Source organism: Fibrobacter sp. UWB4 (genome assembly GCF_002210345.1).
GTDB lineage: Bacteria > Fibrobacterota > Fibrobacteria > Fibrobacterales > Fibrobacteraceae > Fibrobacter.
The window spans coordinates 93,514-108,984 of record NZ_MWQI01000004.1; the positions used below are offsets into that span (position 1 = coordinate 93,514).

6 protein-coding genes are annotated in these 15,471 nt (G+C 48.4%); all 6 read right to left on the reverse strand.

Annotated elements, in window-relative coordinates; all coding sequences use genetic code 11:
• Window positions 1-27 precede the first annotated feature (27 nt).
• From B7990_RS08595 to B7990_RS08620, 6 genes are read right to left on the reverse strand one after another with little or no spacing between them, the layout of a single operon-like run.
• A complete protein-coding gene (locus tag B7990_RS08595) occupies window positions 28-6,393 on the reverse strand; it encodes a non-ribosomal peptide synthetase (protein ID WP_088640565.1) in 6,366 nt (2,121 codons plus the stop codon).
• Between the two features lie 9 nt (window positions 6,394-6,402).
• Window positions 6,403-8,022 carry an AMP-binding protein gene (locus tag B7990_RS08600; protein ID WP_088640566.1) on the reverse strand — a complete coding sequence of 540 codons (1,620 nt, stop codon included), beginning with the start codon at window positions 8,020-8,022 and terminating at the stop codon, window positions 6,403-6,405.
• Window positions 8,000-8,677, reverse strand: coding sequence for a 4'-phosphopantetheinyl transferase superfamily protein (locus tag B7990_RS08605; RefSeq protein WP_088640567.1), 678 nt, complete (start codon window positions 8,675-8,677; stop codon window positions 8,000-8,002). Before B7990_RS08605 ends, B7990_RS08600 begins: the two co-directional genes overlap by 23 nt.
• On the reverse strand, window positions 8,678-10,123 hold the full coding sequence (locus tag B7990_RS08610) for a condensation domain-containing protein (RefSeq protein ID WP_088640568.1): 1,446 nt from the start codon (window positions 10,121-10,123) through the stop codon (window positions 8,678-8,680).
• Between the two features lie 6 nt (window positions 10,124-10,129).
• Window positions 10,130-14,398, reverse strand: a complete 4,269-nt coding sequence (locus tag B7990_RS08615; protein WP_088640569.1) for a non-ribosomal peptide synthetase — start codon at window positions 14,396-14,398, stop codon at window positions 10,130-10,132.
• Window positions 14,398-15,471, reverse strand: a complete 1,074-nt coding sequence (locus B7990_RS08620; protein WP_176407265.1) for a Gfo/Idh/MocA family oxidoreductase — start codon at window positions 15,469-15,471, stop codon at window positions 14,398-14,400. The genes B7990_RS08615 and B7990_RS08620 overlap by 1 nt, the downstream gene beginning before the upstream one ends.

The window sequence follows — 15,471 nt, forward strand, 5'->3', positions numbered from 1 at the left end:
CTGATTTTTACTAAGGAGAGCTTTTTGCTAATAGATGAGAGTTATGAATTCCCTGATGCTCTTTGCTTGGAGAATCTGGTCGATGCTTACGGTCTTCTTGAGGTCTAGTGCAATCTTATCGACGAGTTTCATCAAGGTGATGGAATCACCACCGATAGAATAGAAGTCATCGTCAAGCGTGATGCCCGGATTCTCGAAAACGCTTTGCCAGAGTTCAAGCATTGCTTTTTCTTCATCGGAGATGTTCTCGTTTGCGGTTGCGCTTGTTGCATTTTGTGCGACCGCTGCAATGGGCGCTTCCGGAATCGGGAGCTGCTTCTTGTCAACCTTGCCGTTTGCAGAAAGCGGGAAGGATTCCATCGTGACGATTCTTGAAGGAATCATATAACCCGTGAGCGTTTTGGATATTTCGCTCTTGAGCGTTGCTTCTGCATTTTCGATATTGGCGCCGAGAACATAGGCGATGATTTGCTTGCCGCTCCCTGGGACATCCTTGAGTGCTGCGACGGCTCGTGTGACGAGTCCCGTGTGCATCAATGCGGCTTCGATTTCACCGAGTTCAATGCGGAATCCGTTGAGCTTGATTTGCGTATCGGAACGCCCGAGGAACTCGATGTAACCTTCGGTCTTGAGCTTGCCCAAGTCTCCGGTGCGGTAGATGCGGCCAAGTTTCGGATGGTTGATGAATGCCTTGCTTGTCTTTTCGGGATCGTTGTTGTAGCCTTTGGCAAGACCCACGCCACCAATGTAGAGGTCGCCCTGGACTTCTGGCGGGCAGGGCTTCAAGTCAGCGTTGAGCACGTAGAATGTCTGGTTCTTCATCGGGTAGCCGTAAGGTACGCAGTCCCATTCCGGGCGTACTTCGCTGAATGGGTAGATGATGGACCAGATGGCCGCTTCGGTCGCGCCGCCGAGACTGATGAGGTCTGCCTTGCAGCCTGCATTCTTTGATGTTGTGCAAATGTCAAGCGGGATGCGGTCGCCCGAAAGGAGGACCTTGCGGAGCGAAAGATTCCTTGAATCGTTTGCAGAAATGCGGTGTTTCATCGCCATGTCGAAAAGCACGGGGACAGAATTCCAGACGGTCACGTTCTGTGTACTGAGAACTTCGCAGACTTCGCGCATGTCGCGCGCGTCGCTCACTAAAGCGAGCTTTGCGCCGCTGCTGAGAGCGCCGAATATGTCGTACACGGAAAGGTCGAAGCAAATCGAAGAAATGCCGATGAGCGCGTCGTTTTCGTTGAGGGCGAGTCGTTCGTTGACATCGATAATCGTATTTGCGGTCGCCCCGTGCTGCATGATGACGCCCTTGGGCTTGCCTGTGCTACCGGATGTGTAGATGATGTAGGCTTCGTCTTTGGGCGTGTTGATTGCCGGAAGTGCTTTGTTGCTGTAGCTTAAGATTCCCTTGGATTCGAGATAGGACTTTTTCAGCAGGAATTTGCAGTTGCCATCTTGCATGATGAAGTCTACGCGTTCTTTTGGGTACGAAACATCGATTGGAACGTAGACGCCGCCTGCCTTGAGAATGCCGAGAATGCTTGCGATTGTTTCCGGGATGCGCTCGCCGAGAACGGCAACGCGGTCACCGCGAATGACTCCGTTATCGTGGAGGTAATTGGCGATGCGGTTCGAAAGAATGTCGAGTTCCGCGTAGGTAAACGCTGAATCTTTCCCGACAACGGCCGTGCGGTCCTTGAAGTTCTGCATGGCGTTATTGACAAGCCCATGCAGCGTTTTTACAGGAGTTGCACCGACAGCGGGGTTGTAGTTATTCCATACGTTCTTGAGTTCCGGGAAATGGAGCTTGTTTTCGCCGTTGGCGATGTAACGGATGTTTTCGACAAAGTCCTTGAAAATCTGGTCGATGATTTCAGGCTCGAAAATTTCCTTGACGACATCCCAGGTCACATAGAGCTTTTTGCCCATTTCTCCAATTTGGTTGTCAATGAAAATTTGCGGAGTCTGCGAAATGGAATAGCGCAACTTGCCAAGAACTTCATAGTAGTTTTCTGGCGCGTCAAACAAGACGCAGGTGAAGACCACGGGCAAAATGGCCTTGCCGAACTGGTTCCTTGATTTGGCGAGTTCACGCATGATTTCGGTGCCGTCGTAAGACAAGTGCTCAAGACCGTCCATGATGCGCGTCTGCACGTCGGAAGCCTGTTTCCACAAGTCGTTTTCGTTCATCGAAAGTGCGAGTGGCAAGAGCTTCGTAAAGTCACCGATGATTTTTTCGACGTCCTTGTGGAACGGCTTGCGCTCGAATGCGGTCAGGTTCAGCACCATGTCTTGCTGGTTGCTCCAGCGTTCAAGAACCTTGGCGTAGATGGTGCAAAGCAGTGCTGACGGCGAAATGCGATGCTCTTTGGCGACCTTCTTGAAGTTGCTCCAGGTCTTTTTGCAGATAACATCTTGCTTTCGTACGATTGTGTATTCGGTGCAATCCGAAACTTTTTGCGCAAGCGGCACATGCGGGTATTCGGGGAATGTCGGCAATCGTTCCATCCAATACGCCTTATCTTCTTCATAGCGCTTTTCATCGCGAGAACGGGAAAGGTCGCGGACGTAGCGCTCGTAGGAGTAGCCGATGCGTTCTTCGAACGGCTGCTTGCGCAAAATGCGTCCCAGATCCGAGAAGAAAATCTGCATGCTGTCGCCGTCGCAAACCATCAAGTCGAAACTCACGAAAACGGTGCGGGTATCTTCGCCGTAATCGACGGCCTTGAAGGTGAATAGTGGCCATTCGTCGTGCTTGTATATGTGGTGCGAAAGATCGTTCCTGATTTTGAGTGTCTCGGTTTCACGTTCTGCCGAGGTGCATTTCACGACTTCCATCTTGTAATCGGGAACGTCGGTGAGAACCTTCTGCGTACCGTTGGGGAGGAAGATTGCGCGGAATGCGTCGTGCTTTTTTACGACTTTGCGGATGGCGTTTTCGATTTCGGGAACAGTGTATTGCGATTCGATTTCGAAGTAATAATGCGCGTTGTACTTGCCGAGTTCAAAGTGCTCGTTTCGCCCGTTCAGGTAGGCGAGCTGAACGCCTGTCATCGGGAATTCTCTGCCTTTGCCGGATTCGCCAGAATCCGTGGCGGAAAGCGCGTCGGCTGCACTTTTGGGAACAATCATGTCTTCGACGGATTCGGCAAAGTCCCTAGCGTTCTGTGCATTCAAAACGGAAACGAACGGGACGCGGATGCCGTATTTCTGGTCAATGCGCTGTGCGATTCTTTGAGCCTTGATGGAATCGCCGCCGAGTTCGAAGAAGTCGAGACTGCAATCGATTTCCTTGAGTTCGAGAACCGATTTCCAGATGTCGATAATCACGGATTGCGTTTCGGTGAGGACCACTGCAGCTTTGGTTTCAGCCGCATTTGCTGTGGCCGTAGTGCCTGCGGAGAGATTCTGCATAAGCGTTTTGCGGTCGAGCTTTCCGTTGGAAGATAAAGGCATTGCATCCAGGTGGATGAACCTGTGCGGAATCATGTATGCGGGCAGGAACTGAGAAAGCTCGTTCTTGAACCATTCCTTGTCCTGTTGCGTACCGGTGTAGAATGCGACAATTTTCTTGTTCGTATCCAGGACGATAATGGCGCTATCGACGGATGCAATGGCGTTCATGCGCTGCTCGATTTCGCCGAGTTCAATGCGGTAGCCGCCGACTTTGACTTGACTGTCCTTGCGGCCGAGGAATACGACATAGCCGTTTGTCGAAAAACGCCCGAAATCCCCGGTCTTGTAAATGCGACCGAATTTCGGATGGTCGATGAATGCGGCCTTCGTCTTTTCTTCGCTGTTGGCGTAACCTTGAGCGACGCCCACGCCGCCGATATAGATTTCGCCTTGGACTTCGGGCGGGCAGATTTCAAGCGATTCGTTCAGAACGTAAATTGTCTGGTTTGCAAGCGGGTAGCCGTAAGGAATGCTTTGCCATGATGGATCCACTTGCACAATCGGGAAGTAGATGGACCAAATGGAAGCTTCTGTTGCACCGCCCAAGCTGTAAATTTGGGCATTGGGGAAATGCTTGCGGATGCGTTCTGGGAGCGAAACGGAAATCCAGTCGCCGCTCAGTAGGACAGATTTGAGTTCGCTGTTAGTGTAGGAATCGTCAAGGCTGTCGATGAAAAGTTCCATGCCGGCAGGGACGGAGTTCCACAAGATATTCTTGGAACTGTCCATGAACTTGCGGATTTCATCGGTTTCACGAATGTCTTTTGCGATATCGAGTTTGCCGCCAGCAATCAATGTGCCGAAGATATCGTACACGGAAAGGTCGAAGCAGTACGAAGAAAGTCCGAGAATTGTGGAGTTCTCGTTTACGCCCATGCGCTCGTTGATGTCGATGATGGTGTTCATCATTGCTGCATACGAAATGAGCACTCCCTTCGGGACGCCTGTGCTTCCGGAAGTGTAAATGACGTAAGCGGTGGCATTGAGGTCTGGATTCGGCGCAAAATCGGCGCGTTCGCGGGTTGGCGATTCTACAAGTTTTTGCGGTTCTACCAACAGCTTGCAATTGGAATTCTTGACAATGTAATCCTTTCTGTCTTCGGGCCACTTGGCGTCAACGGGAATGTATGTCGCGCCAAGTCCCATCGTGGCAAGGATTGTGATGACGGTCGAGAAATTCTTTTGCGAGAGAATGGCGACGGAATCGCCGCATGTCACGCCCTGTATTTTGAGCATGAACATGGCCTTGCGTACAGAATCTTCGAGTTCAGCGTAAGTCATGGTCGTCATGACGCCATCTTGCAATGCGATGTTGTCGCGGAACTTTGCAAAGGAACGCTGCAAGTATGCGATCGGATGCTCAATGCTGAATGTCTTTGCAGTGCTGTTGTAAGCTTCCACTCTTTTTTCAACATTGATGGCTGGGCTTGCGAAGTCGGCGCTTGCTGCAAATTCTTCAATGGATTCGCTGTAGAATTGGAACATCTCGGCGATGAAATCTTTCGGGAAAATCTTTTCGAGATAGTCCCATGAAATCAAGAGTCCGCCATCGTGCGTTTTGCTGATCTGGTTATCGATGCTGACTTGGGATGTCTGCGATTGAATGTAATTTACCTGCAAACCTTGCGGTTCAGGGAGCTTGCCGAAGAGCATGCTTGTAAAGACAATCGGCATCGGATTGTCTTTGTCGATCTGCTTTTGACGGATCAAGTCGCGAATGACTTCGACGCCTTCGTAAGCGCTGTGGTCGATGCGTTCGTACATGCGGTCGCGAACTCTCTGGAGCGTGTCACGGACATTCAGGCCGTCAAGCGATTTTGCAGAAAAGTCGAAGATGACGTTGCTTGTGTAATCGCCGATGATGTGGTCCATGCCTTCAATGCCGTAAGGACGGTTGAGCATGGTGATGTTGACGGAAAAATCTCCGCTTTCGCTGAATCTTGCGAGCGTTTTCAAGTAAAGGTAGAAGAGAACTACGCTGGAAGTGACGCCGTTTTTGCGGGCGGTGATTTCCATTTTGCGGAGCGTTTCCTTGCTGAATATTTTTTGGACGCGGTTGCAGATGTTGGCTTCGTTGTCGTTTGCGCTTATAACGGGGAACTTCGGCGCTGCGGGAATATCGGCTTCGAGACTGTGCCAGAATTCAGCGTCGCGATCGTGCTTTGCGCTGTCCTTTCGGGACTTGATCCATTCAACGTATTGCGGATTACTTTCAAAGTCAAATGATGGCAAGACGCCTTCGTGATAGAGCGACAGAAATTCCGAGGCGAGTCCCTGTGTGCTTAACCCGTCAACGAACATGAGTTCTAGATCGACGGCGGCAATGGAACGCTTTTCGGTTGTAATGTTCGTAATGTCAAATAGCGGCCATTTGCCGAGATCGCGCATTTCGGTTTGTGCGCGTAAACGCTTTTGATCGAGGTGTTGCTTTAAATCGCTCTCCGCAACGGCTTCGCGTACGATCTTGAAATTCTTGCTGATATCCTTGGCGAGGATGCACTGGTTTTCGTCTTCGACAAATGCACGGAGCGCTTCGTGCTTTTCGATGAGCTTACGAATGCAATCTTCGGCTTTGTCAATGTCTAGAGCGTGTTCTACTTCAAAATAAAAATGAGTAGAATTAACAGAACCATGGAAATTCTGCTCACGCCCTAGACGGTAGGACTGCTGCATTGGCGTCAAGGGGATTTTTTTTTCGACATCGGCTCCTTTGCCGAGTTTTTCCTGGATTTTATCCACCAAGTCACCGATTGTTTCTGCTTTAACCAAATCTAGCATGCCGAATTCGATTCCGAAAGTTTCCTTGGCTTCGCCCAAAAATCGGAACATCTGGATGGAATCTTCAAAGACTTCATACAGCGAGGTTTCTCTGGAAATTTTTTGATTTAAAAACTTTTCAATAGAATCGTATATTTCTTGTGATGTAAACTGAGACATGTAAACTCCTTAAATTTTCCCGTTTTTATAAGCTTCAAGAGTCTTTTGCTTTGCAATTTTTCCAAGGGCGGTTCGGATAAACTGCTTGATGGGAATGACTTCCTTTAATGAAAATCCCATTTCCGAAAAGACGAAGTTCTTTATTTTTTGAATCGGTATTTCGTCCGTGTTTGCTGTTTCTATGAACAGGTAGACTGCGTTTTCACCCGTCTGAGAATTGTTTTCGCCGCAGGCCGCAACTCGATAGCTGAATTTTTTCTCAACAACTTGTTCAATGTCGCGAAGGTAGACGTTTTTGCCATGGATAAAGAACATGTCTTTTTTTCTGCCGACGACATAAAGCATGTCCATGTACAGAAATCCCAAATCTCCTGTATCAAACCAGCCATCGACAAAAAGACCTGAAGAATCGAGGTTTAAGTAGCCAGAAAATAATGCTTCGCTTTTAATATGGATTTCTCCAATGGTCAATTCTTCAAGTCGATGGTTTTCGCTGTCGAAAATGCCAATTTCCATACCGGGAATTGCAAATCCCTGGCTGATCAAATCCATGTCGCCACGCTTGATCGTGGTCAAGTCAAAGTCAATTCCTGATTTCAGCTGGTTTAAGTCGATTTCTGGATAGCAGGCTTTTATGTTCAGGCAGACGCCGCCCAAGGCTTCTGTCAAGCCGTATACAGGGGCTATGGCTTTTTTCTTCAATTTGAACTTTTCAGTAGTCTTTTCGAAGACTTCTACAACTTTACGCGATAAGGGCTCACCACCGTTAAGGATGAAGTCGATGCAGGACAAATCCCAGTTCTCGGAACCGTCAAGGGCTTTTAAAATCATGGGGTAGGCAAAATTGGGCGCCGCGCTCTTGTTTGCTCTTGTCTGGTGGATCGCATCAAGCCAGGATTTAGGATTTTGAATAAAGTCGCCTGCATCCATGTGGACTACATTTGACTTGGAGTACATTGGAAGTACAACGCCGGCGAGAATTCCAAAGACGTGTTCGAGAGGGAGCCAGATCAACCATTTGTCTTTTTCTGATAACGAAAGCGCAATTTCAAGGCTCTTGATCATCTTCAAGAAGCTTTCGTTTTGCATCACGACACCCTTCGGGTCAGATGTGCTGCCTGAAGAGTAAAGAATCAGGACGTTGTCCGAGGGCTTTACATCGGCATAAGCGATATCGGATTCTGCTGTTTTAAAATCATCCTGATTTTCTTCGTGAGTGATGATGAGGCGCTTCTCGTCAATGTCTTCCCATAGGAACTTGATAAATTGCAGAGTCTCATCGTCGGCGACAATGAATGATTTTGGATTACTTTGTGCTACATTTTTTAAACGATGGACCTGGTCGCGGTTTCGCGATGCTGTCAGAAAAGCGGGGACGGCTCCTAGTGAAACTAGAGCGAAAAAGTTGGAAAGGAACGCCTTTTTTGCAGAGCTGTTAATCTGGAAAATTACGATATCTCCCTGCTTTACGCCTGCATTTAAAAAAGCGTTTCGTGCTCTGATGATGCCCTGCTTTAGATCGCCTTTTGAAAATAAGGTATATTTTTCACTTTTGATGAGCGTGATTTTAGAGTTATTATCTTCGAGATATTCTTTCAGTTTTTGATTAAGCGAGGGCAAGTTTTGCATTGCGGGGTTCTCCTATTAAAAAGTCGAAAAGATCAATTTTGGTGAGGATGTTGACTGGCAAAAGTTCTGCACAGTAAGCGGTGATGACCGATTTCTCGCTATCGACAACCTGCATCTTGGCGTATCTGTAATCGAACAGGTTTTCATCGTAGTCCGAAAAATCAAGGCTTGCGATGTTGTTGTCGATTCCTGTGCCTGTGTATTTGAGGAAGCTCTCCTTCATCGACCAGAAACGGGCAAAAGTGCGTGCTTTGTCATTCGAGTTTTTTATGGCATGCTGTTCAGAGGGGTGCATTGCGCTTTTAATGCAATCGAGGTTGGCGGGGTCGATGTCTGCGATGTCAACGCCTACGGGTGAACTTGCGAGAGCGCAAACGACACCTTCGGTGGAGTGCGATAAGCTGAATTGCAGTTCCGGCATTCCCTTAATAAACGGCTTTCCGTAAGGGCCGAATTCAAATTCGACTTTTTCGTCAATGCCTTTTTCTTGGATTAAAGCGTAACGCAAGAGGATGTATGCCAATGCCGAAAGCTTGCGATCCTTGAAATAACGGTACTTGTCAACTCGCTTGGCTCGCTGTTCGCTTAGCAATGGCCATAATCCGGCCAAGTCTAGTTCCGTAAAAGATTCTGTTCCTGTGAAAATGTATAGCATTTACAAAACCTCGTCCCATTTTTCAGTGAGCAGTCTTTTGAGTAAACCGACGTTTGATGCAAACATTTCTTTCAGAGTCTCTGGAGCAAATGCGGGTTCTGCGTAATCCCAGTTGACAGAAAGCCTACCGTCAAAATTGGTGACCTGATAATCCAACACAACTTGCGGAGTCTTGCTCAGTGCGTAAATCTGGTGCAGTCCGGCGGGCATGTCGCTGTTGGACTTCTGGCCGTTTTCGAGTACGCATGTAATCACGATGGGCATTTGTGCGCGCATCGGCGAAAGGCCTTCCTTGAACTTGAGAATCTTCGTGCCGTCGTAAGTGTGGAAACGCACGAGTTGCCACATGTCCTTTTGAACACTTTGTACGCACTCCAAGAAATTTTTGCATTTCTTGGAAAGCGTGATGAAAGCGATGTTCGTGAAATCTCCGACGACCGAATTGATGTCCTTGTGGAGCGGCAAACGGTTGAATATGGTGGAGTTGATGGTGAGCGAATCGTTCTTGCTGAATCCGAGAAGCGTTTTTAGATAGGCTGTGCTGATGACTGCCGCTGGTGTCGTGCGGTATTCTCGGCATCTCTGCTGGAACAGTGCAAATTCCTCAACAGACAGTTCTCCAGAAATTCTTGAAAAGCGGTGATTGTGGATCTCAGAAAGCGGCTTTGCGTACGGCAAGTCGGGCTCGCATACCAATTCATTGATTTTAGATTTCCAGAAAGCTTCGGCTTGCGAATAATCTTGCTGACTATCGAATTTGATCAAGTCGCTGCAATAATCTTTGAATCCGTAATCGATCCATTGCACGATTTCGCCGCAGTAGAGCTTGAACATTTGCGAAAGTGCGATCTTTGCGCTCCAGGCGTCCATGATCATGCAGTCGAAATCGAAGTGCAAAACATCCTTGGAGTTTGGAACGCGTGAAATGCGCATTGTAAAGAAGGGCCATTGATTTAACGGGTAAATGTTGTGGCTCCATTCCTTGCGCTTTTCAAGACGCTGTTCCGCATTCTCCAATTCTACGATTTCAATGGAATATTTTGGTGCGGCATCAAGAACGCGCTGCGTTCCTTTTGCAGAAATTACAAGGCGAAGCGCATCGTCATGCGCGATAACTTCGTTCCATGCGTTTTCTAGCCGTGGAATGTCAATCGTTTCGTCGATTTCCAATTCCATGTAGTAATGCGTATTGATGCCGCCGAGATCGTAGACGGGATCTCGGCCGACTAAATACGATTTTTGAATGGGCGAGAGCGGGAATGCGTTTGATTCTTCTGCGGCTATTTTTTCGAGATGCGCGACGATTCCGGCCTTGTTGGCCTTTAAACATTCCTTGTCTTCGGCGCTGAGCGCTCCGTTTGCGGCACGGAACTTAAGCTTGCCTTCGTCAAGCCAAAGCGTTACGCCCCGGCTTGCAAATTCGCTAATAAGATGTGAAATATCCATGCCGCATTACCTCGCGAGATTCTTGTAGTTGAGTTTATCTGCGACAACCTTGACGTATTCAGGATTCGAGAGACAGGTCAAGTGGTTTCCTGGAATGGGCGATACTTCCAATTCACCGAGGCAAAGCTCGTCCCAGTCGTGGTAGAGAATGTCGAAGTAGCGGTAGATGCCGTCGTCGTTGTGGGCCTTGAAGTACCTCAAGTTTCCGAACAATGGCGCAGGCGTAAAGTCCGTCATGACGTTGAATCCCTGGTTGAACATGCGCACAAGTCTTTCAAATGTGCTTCTTTCGGCATTTTCGCCAAACGCATTCGTGTACTTGATGCATAAATCCAGTTTTTCGTCATCGGACATGTGCATGAAATCGACAAGCTTATCGCCAGAAGTGAGTTCCTTGGACAAGAGTTCGACATCCTTGTCCGTGATGATCTTCTTGTTGGTCGAGTCCATCATCTTGTTGAACTTGACAACGAAATCTTCAATGTCGAGTCCCCATTTGTTAAAGTCAACGCCGATCATTTCTGCAAAGAAGATGTCGCGAACGGCATTTGTCCTGCATTGGAATCCGAGACGGCTTCCGTCAATGATGCCAAAATCGACGATTTCGATGCCTTTGTCGATAAGGCGTTCTGCCATTTCGATGCCGACGGGGCTTATGTAGCAGTAGGTGATGATTTGGACTTTCTTGTAATTTGTCGCAAGAGCTGCTTCCGCAAATTTTTTGGCGAGAGTCGGGCCGACTTCCTTTGGCTTCAGCTTGCAGAATTCTTCAAGGTCGTTCAAACCGAAGGAAAGAATTTCGCCCAAATCTTGCTGGATGAGCTGTTCCACAAGAATGTTGAACTTGTCAGCGTTCCAGAAAATGGCGGGCAGCAAAACGCGTAGGCAATCGTTGCTTGGTTTTCCGTAACGGATGACCTTGAGCATTTCGATTTTTTCAGAAGTTCCATCCTTTGGCTTTTCAGTCAGGAACTTGACGGTGTCCTTTACGGTGGGTTCGTCAAGCATCTGCTTCAAAAGTGCATCGAACGGAACCTTCGAAGCGATCCCGTTTCGGAGCGTTGTGGCAACTTGCGCCATGGTCAGGGAATCTGCGCCAAAGTCGTAGAAGTTGGAATCCAATCCCAAATTATCCGATTTGAGAGCCTTGGACCAAATTTCCAGAATTTCTTTTTCGAGCGGAGTCGTTGGAACGCTTGAATCTGTAGTGCTGTTCTTGGCTGCATTTTCCTTGTCTGCAACGAAAAATTCGACGATCTTTTTACGATCGATTTTCCCGTTGGCGGACAAAGGCAAGTGTTCTACCGGCGTGATGATGGACGGAATCATGTAATGCAACAGGAACTTGTCCAAGTATGCTTTTAACGATTCTTCGGAATATCCGGCCAAGGTTTCAATCATGGCGTAGATTTCCTTGTGGTCCGGGGCGACAACGACTGCGGCGTTGTTTATGAATTCATAGTCGCGCAGGACATTTTCAATTTCGCCAAGCTCGATGCGGTGACCGCGAATCTTGACCTGATTGTCTTTGCGGCCTTGGAACTCGATTTCGCCACCAGGGAGATAACGACCCATGTCGCCGGTCAAATAGACGTGTTCACCAGTGCTTGGAAGGTCTACAAACTGTGCTGCAGTGCGTTCTTCATCGAGGTAGTAGCCGAGAGCCACGCCATCGCCGCCAAGCGCGATTTGCCCGGTGACCATTGTCGGGCACGGTTCAAGATTTTCGTCCAGAATATGCATGGTCTGGTTCGCGAGCGGGCGGCCGTACGGCAAAATCTTGAGACCGTCATCTGGATGGTAACGGTGGTAATTGGACCAAATCGATGCTTCTGTTGCGCCGCCGAGACAGATGACATCTACGTTGGGCGCGAACTTGCGGATCTTTTCGGGCATGTCTACAGGAATCCAGTCGCCAGAAAGGAATACTTCCTTGAACGGGAGCGGTTCTGCAGAACTCTTGCTTTCTACAAAGTTGAGGAGCATCTTCATCAATGCCGGTACAGTATTCCATACCGTGATGTGATGCTTGTGGATCAAGGTTTCCCAGGCTTCGGGGTTCATGTAATCTTCGGCTGTCGGGAATATGACGGTTCCGCCGTGAGCGAGAACGCCGAAAATGTCATAGACGGAAAGGTCGAAGTTGAGCTGCGAAAGTCCAAGAACGGCATCGTCGGCAGTGACTTTGAAACGGTCGTTCATGTCGTCGATGGTGTTCATGGCTCCTTTATGCGTAATGACAACGCCCTTCGGCTCGCCGGTGCTTCCGCTTGTGTAAATGATGTAGGCGATGTCTTCGGGAATGCGCTTCGGGAATGTCGTTGTATCGATGGTTGTGGCATCATTGCTGAGCGTGTCAACATTTATTGTCGTAAGCTTGTTTTCAAGGAGTGCTTCGTCTGTAGAAATGCCAATGGCAACTTTTGCACCTGTCTTCTTGACGATCTTTTCGGCACGTCCCTTGGCCTTGGCGGCTGCGATGGGAACGTAAATGGCTCCAGCGTAAAGAATGCCAAAAACAGAAACGATTTGCCATGATGACTTTTCCATCAGCACGGGGACGCAATCTTGTGGCTTTACGCCGAGCTTGATCAGCTTGCTTGCAAGAACTTTGGCACGTGCATCAAGTTCTTCAAATGTGAATTTTACATGGCCGTCGTCAATGGCGATTTTTTTCGGAGTGCGTTTGACGCTTTCGATAAAGTCGTCTTGCAGCAAACGGACATTCCATTTTTTCTTCGTATCGTTTGCTTCAAAGCGCTCGGCGGCATCGCGTGTCGGGAGCGCAATTTCTGCAATGTTTTCCCAGTCTGCGTTTTCATTTGCCAATGCGAGCAAGCGCTTTTCAAAGGCGTCAAACATGGCTTCGAGTACGCCTGCGGGGAATACACCTTCGCGGTAATCCCAGTTGACCTGTAAGCCAAAGGCTCCGTCCATCACCTGACAGTCGATGAATGTCTGCGGAGTCTGCGATATGCCGCCGGAAAATTCACCGCGCAGAGGCGTTCCTGAATCGGCAAGGCCAATCGCGCTCGTGTAGACAATTGGCATCGAAAGACTAGATTTTTTGCTTTGCCTTGAAATTTCGCGCATGACCTCGACGCCGCTGAAAAGTCGATTGTCCAAGTCTTCGAATAGACGTGCATTGAGTCTGCGTGTGCGAACGAGGAAGTTCTCGCGCTTGGATAAATCGACTTCTAACAGGCTGAGCGATGTGAAGTCGCCGACAATGTCCATGACTTTTTCGTGAAGCGGGAGTCGGTTCAGAACGGTCATGTTGATGCAAAAACGCTTGCTTTGGCTCCATTTTGCCAAAACATCTGCATAGCACGAAAGTATGGGAACGGTTGGCGTGAGACCGTATTGCTTTGCGCGCGCCTTCATGCGGTTCCAGGCGTCTGCCGGAATGCGCAGGAATTTTCTACCGAAAGAATCTTTGGATTCGTTTGCCGGAAGTTTCGGAAGTTCTGGAGCTTCGGGCAATTCCGCAATGCGGTTCATCCAATAGCTCTTTTCTTTTTCGTATCGAGCACTAGACTTGATTTTCTTTTCTGCAATCAGGTAGTCGCGGAAAGAAACTTCTTCTTCGCCCGAGACGGCGATTCCGTCAAAATAGGCGGCTTCAAATTCGGCAACGAGTTTCCAGATGCTTGTCCAGTCCGCAAGCAGGAACTCGATAGAGAAATGAAGGATGGCCCCTTCTGCGCTTCGGCTAACGGCAAGTCCGAACATGGGCCATTTGCCGATGGTGTAGGCGCGGCAGCCCATTTCCTTGCGGAAATTTTCAAAAGCGGTAGCGTTTTCCGGATGCTTTACCAAATCCCATTCAGGGATTTCTAGAGTCGGGATTTCCTTGAGTACCTGCTGGAATCCGCCTTCGTTAATGACGGCGTGCAGCATGTCGTACTTTGCGACAAGGGCGTTCCAGATGTCCCTAACTTTTTGAGTGTCCAGTTCCTGGTACTTTATTTCGAGATACACGTGGCATGCAACACCGCCGTATTCGAAAGTCTTGCTGCGGCCAAGCATGTAGGCAGACTGTACGTCCGTTAACGGGAACGGTTCGTAACGGTGTGTACGGTCGATGACGAATGTATTTTCGTTTGCGCTCTTGTTCAGCTGTTCAATGATTTCGGCCTTGTGCGCTTTCAGTTGACTTAAGACTTCTGCGGTCATCAATTCTTTAGAAGCCTTGTAGCGTAACTTTTCTCCATCCATAAAAAGATGGATGCCTTTTTTTTCAAAGGATTCAATGAGGGCTTCGATGTTGTTCATTATACACTCTCCCCGCTAAATTTTTTGATGTCGTTAGACGGAATGTAATGATGACCGTCCGGGTGGATGATTTTTGCAAAGCTGAAGGCGCTTGTGAGTTCGTTCCATTTTTTGGAAACTTGAATCTGCCGTTGTGCCAGTGGCGCTAAATCAACATGGTTGTCGATCATTGATTCCAGCTCCAAGATGTTGTCTGCGATTCCCAGCTTCCAGTCTCCGAAAAGCGCCTGGTCAAAGTGCTTTGGACTGTAATTGCCTAGCGGTTCGATTGTATTTTCAAGAATATAGGCCGGCATGTTCTTTTGGTTTTCGGGATTGTATAATGACTTTGGAATATGCATTCGCGGTTTCCATAAAACAGGGCCGAATGTATCTTCAAGAATGAGGCGGCCTGATTCATAGACGAATGCGAAATTGTGCAACAGGTGCTCGTAATTGTCGCGGTCTTCCGGGAAAACCTGGTTGTTGTATTCCAGCATGATTGGAATGTCGTCCAGTTTTCCAGTCAAGATGTCGAAGGGACCAACAGCATCGGCAACGCTATCTACGACAAACGAAAAAATGGAGGGCAATGCGTGCGAAAGAATGTCGATTGCAGGGTAGGAAACCTGCGGGCAGAAAGCTCCCTTGATGTAAAGCGGCAATTCTTTCTTGTTCAGTTCATTTGCAATGCGGATAAATCGCGATACTTCGGAAAGCTTTGGGTAAAGATCGCAGACTTTGTAATAAACATTGTTGCGTTTGGCGGCTCTAAAGCAGAGCGAAACATCTTTCAAATGGATCGGCTGTTCCTGAATGACGTTTACGCCTTTGTCCATAAAACGGATGGCGAGGTCCGTGCCGATGCCGCCAATTGTACCTGAGCTGATGACGACGCATGCAATGTCAACTTGAGGAATCTGGTCAAATTCGGTAATCAGCGGAATGCCGTATGTGTCGGCACATTTTTTTGAGCGTTCGCTACCTTTACCATATAAGCCTACAAGTTCAAATCGTTCGGGCATGCTTTGAAGCGCGTGGATGTAAAACTGCCCAAAAGTGCTTCCGCACACGATGACTTTTTTTCGTTGCAT

Coding starts and splice junctions, on each gene's coding strand:
- B7990_RS08620 (WP_176407265.1), bottom strand. CDS start 15,471: ATGCAACGAAAAAAAGTCATCGTGTGCGGAAGCACTTTTGGGCAGTTT.
- B7990_RS08600 (WP_088640566.1), bottom strand. CDS start 8,022: ATGCAAAACTTGCCCTCGCTTAATCAAAAACTGAAAGAATATCTCGAA.
- B7990_RS08615 (WP_088640569.1), bottom strand. CDS start 14,398: ATGAACAACATCGAAGCCCTCATTGAATCCTTTGAAAAAAAAGGCATC.
- B7990_RS08595 (WP_088640565.1), bottom strand. CDS start 6,393: ATGTCTCAGTTTACATCACAAGAAATATACGATTCTATTGAAAAGTTT.
- B7990_RS08610 (WP_088640568.1), bottom strand. CDS start 10,123: ATGGATATTTCACATCTTATTAGCGAATTTGCAAGCCGGGGCGTAACG.
- B7990_RS08605 (WP_088640567.1), bottom strand. CDS start 8,677: ATGCTATACATTTTCACAGGAACAGAATCTTTTACGGAACTAGACTTG.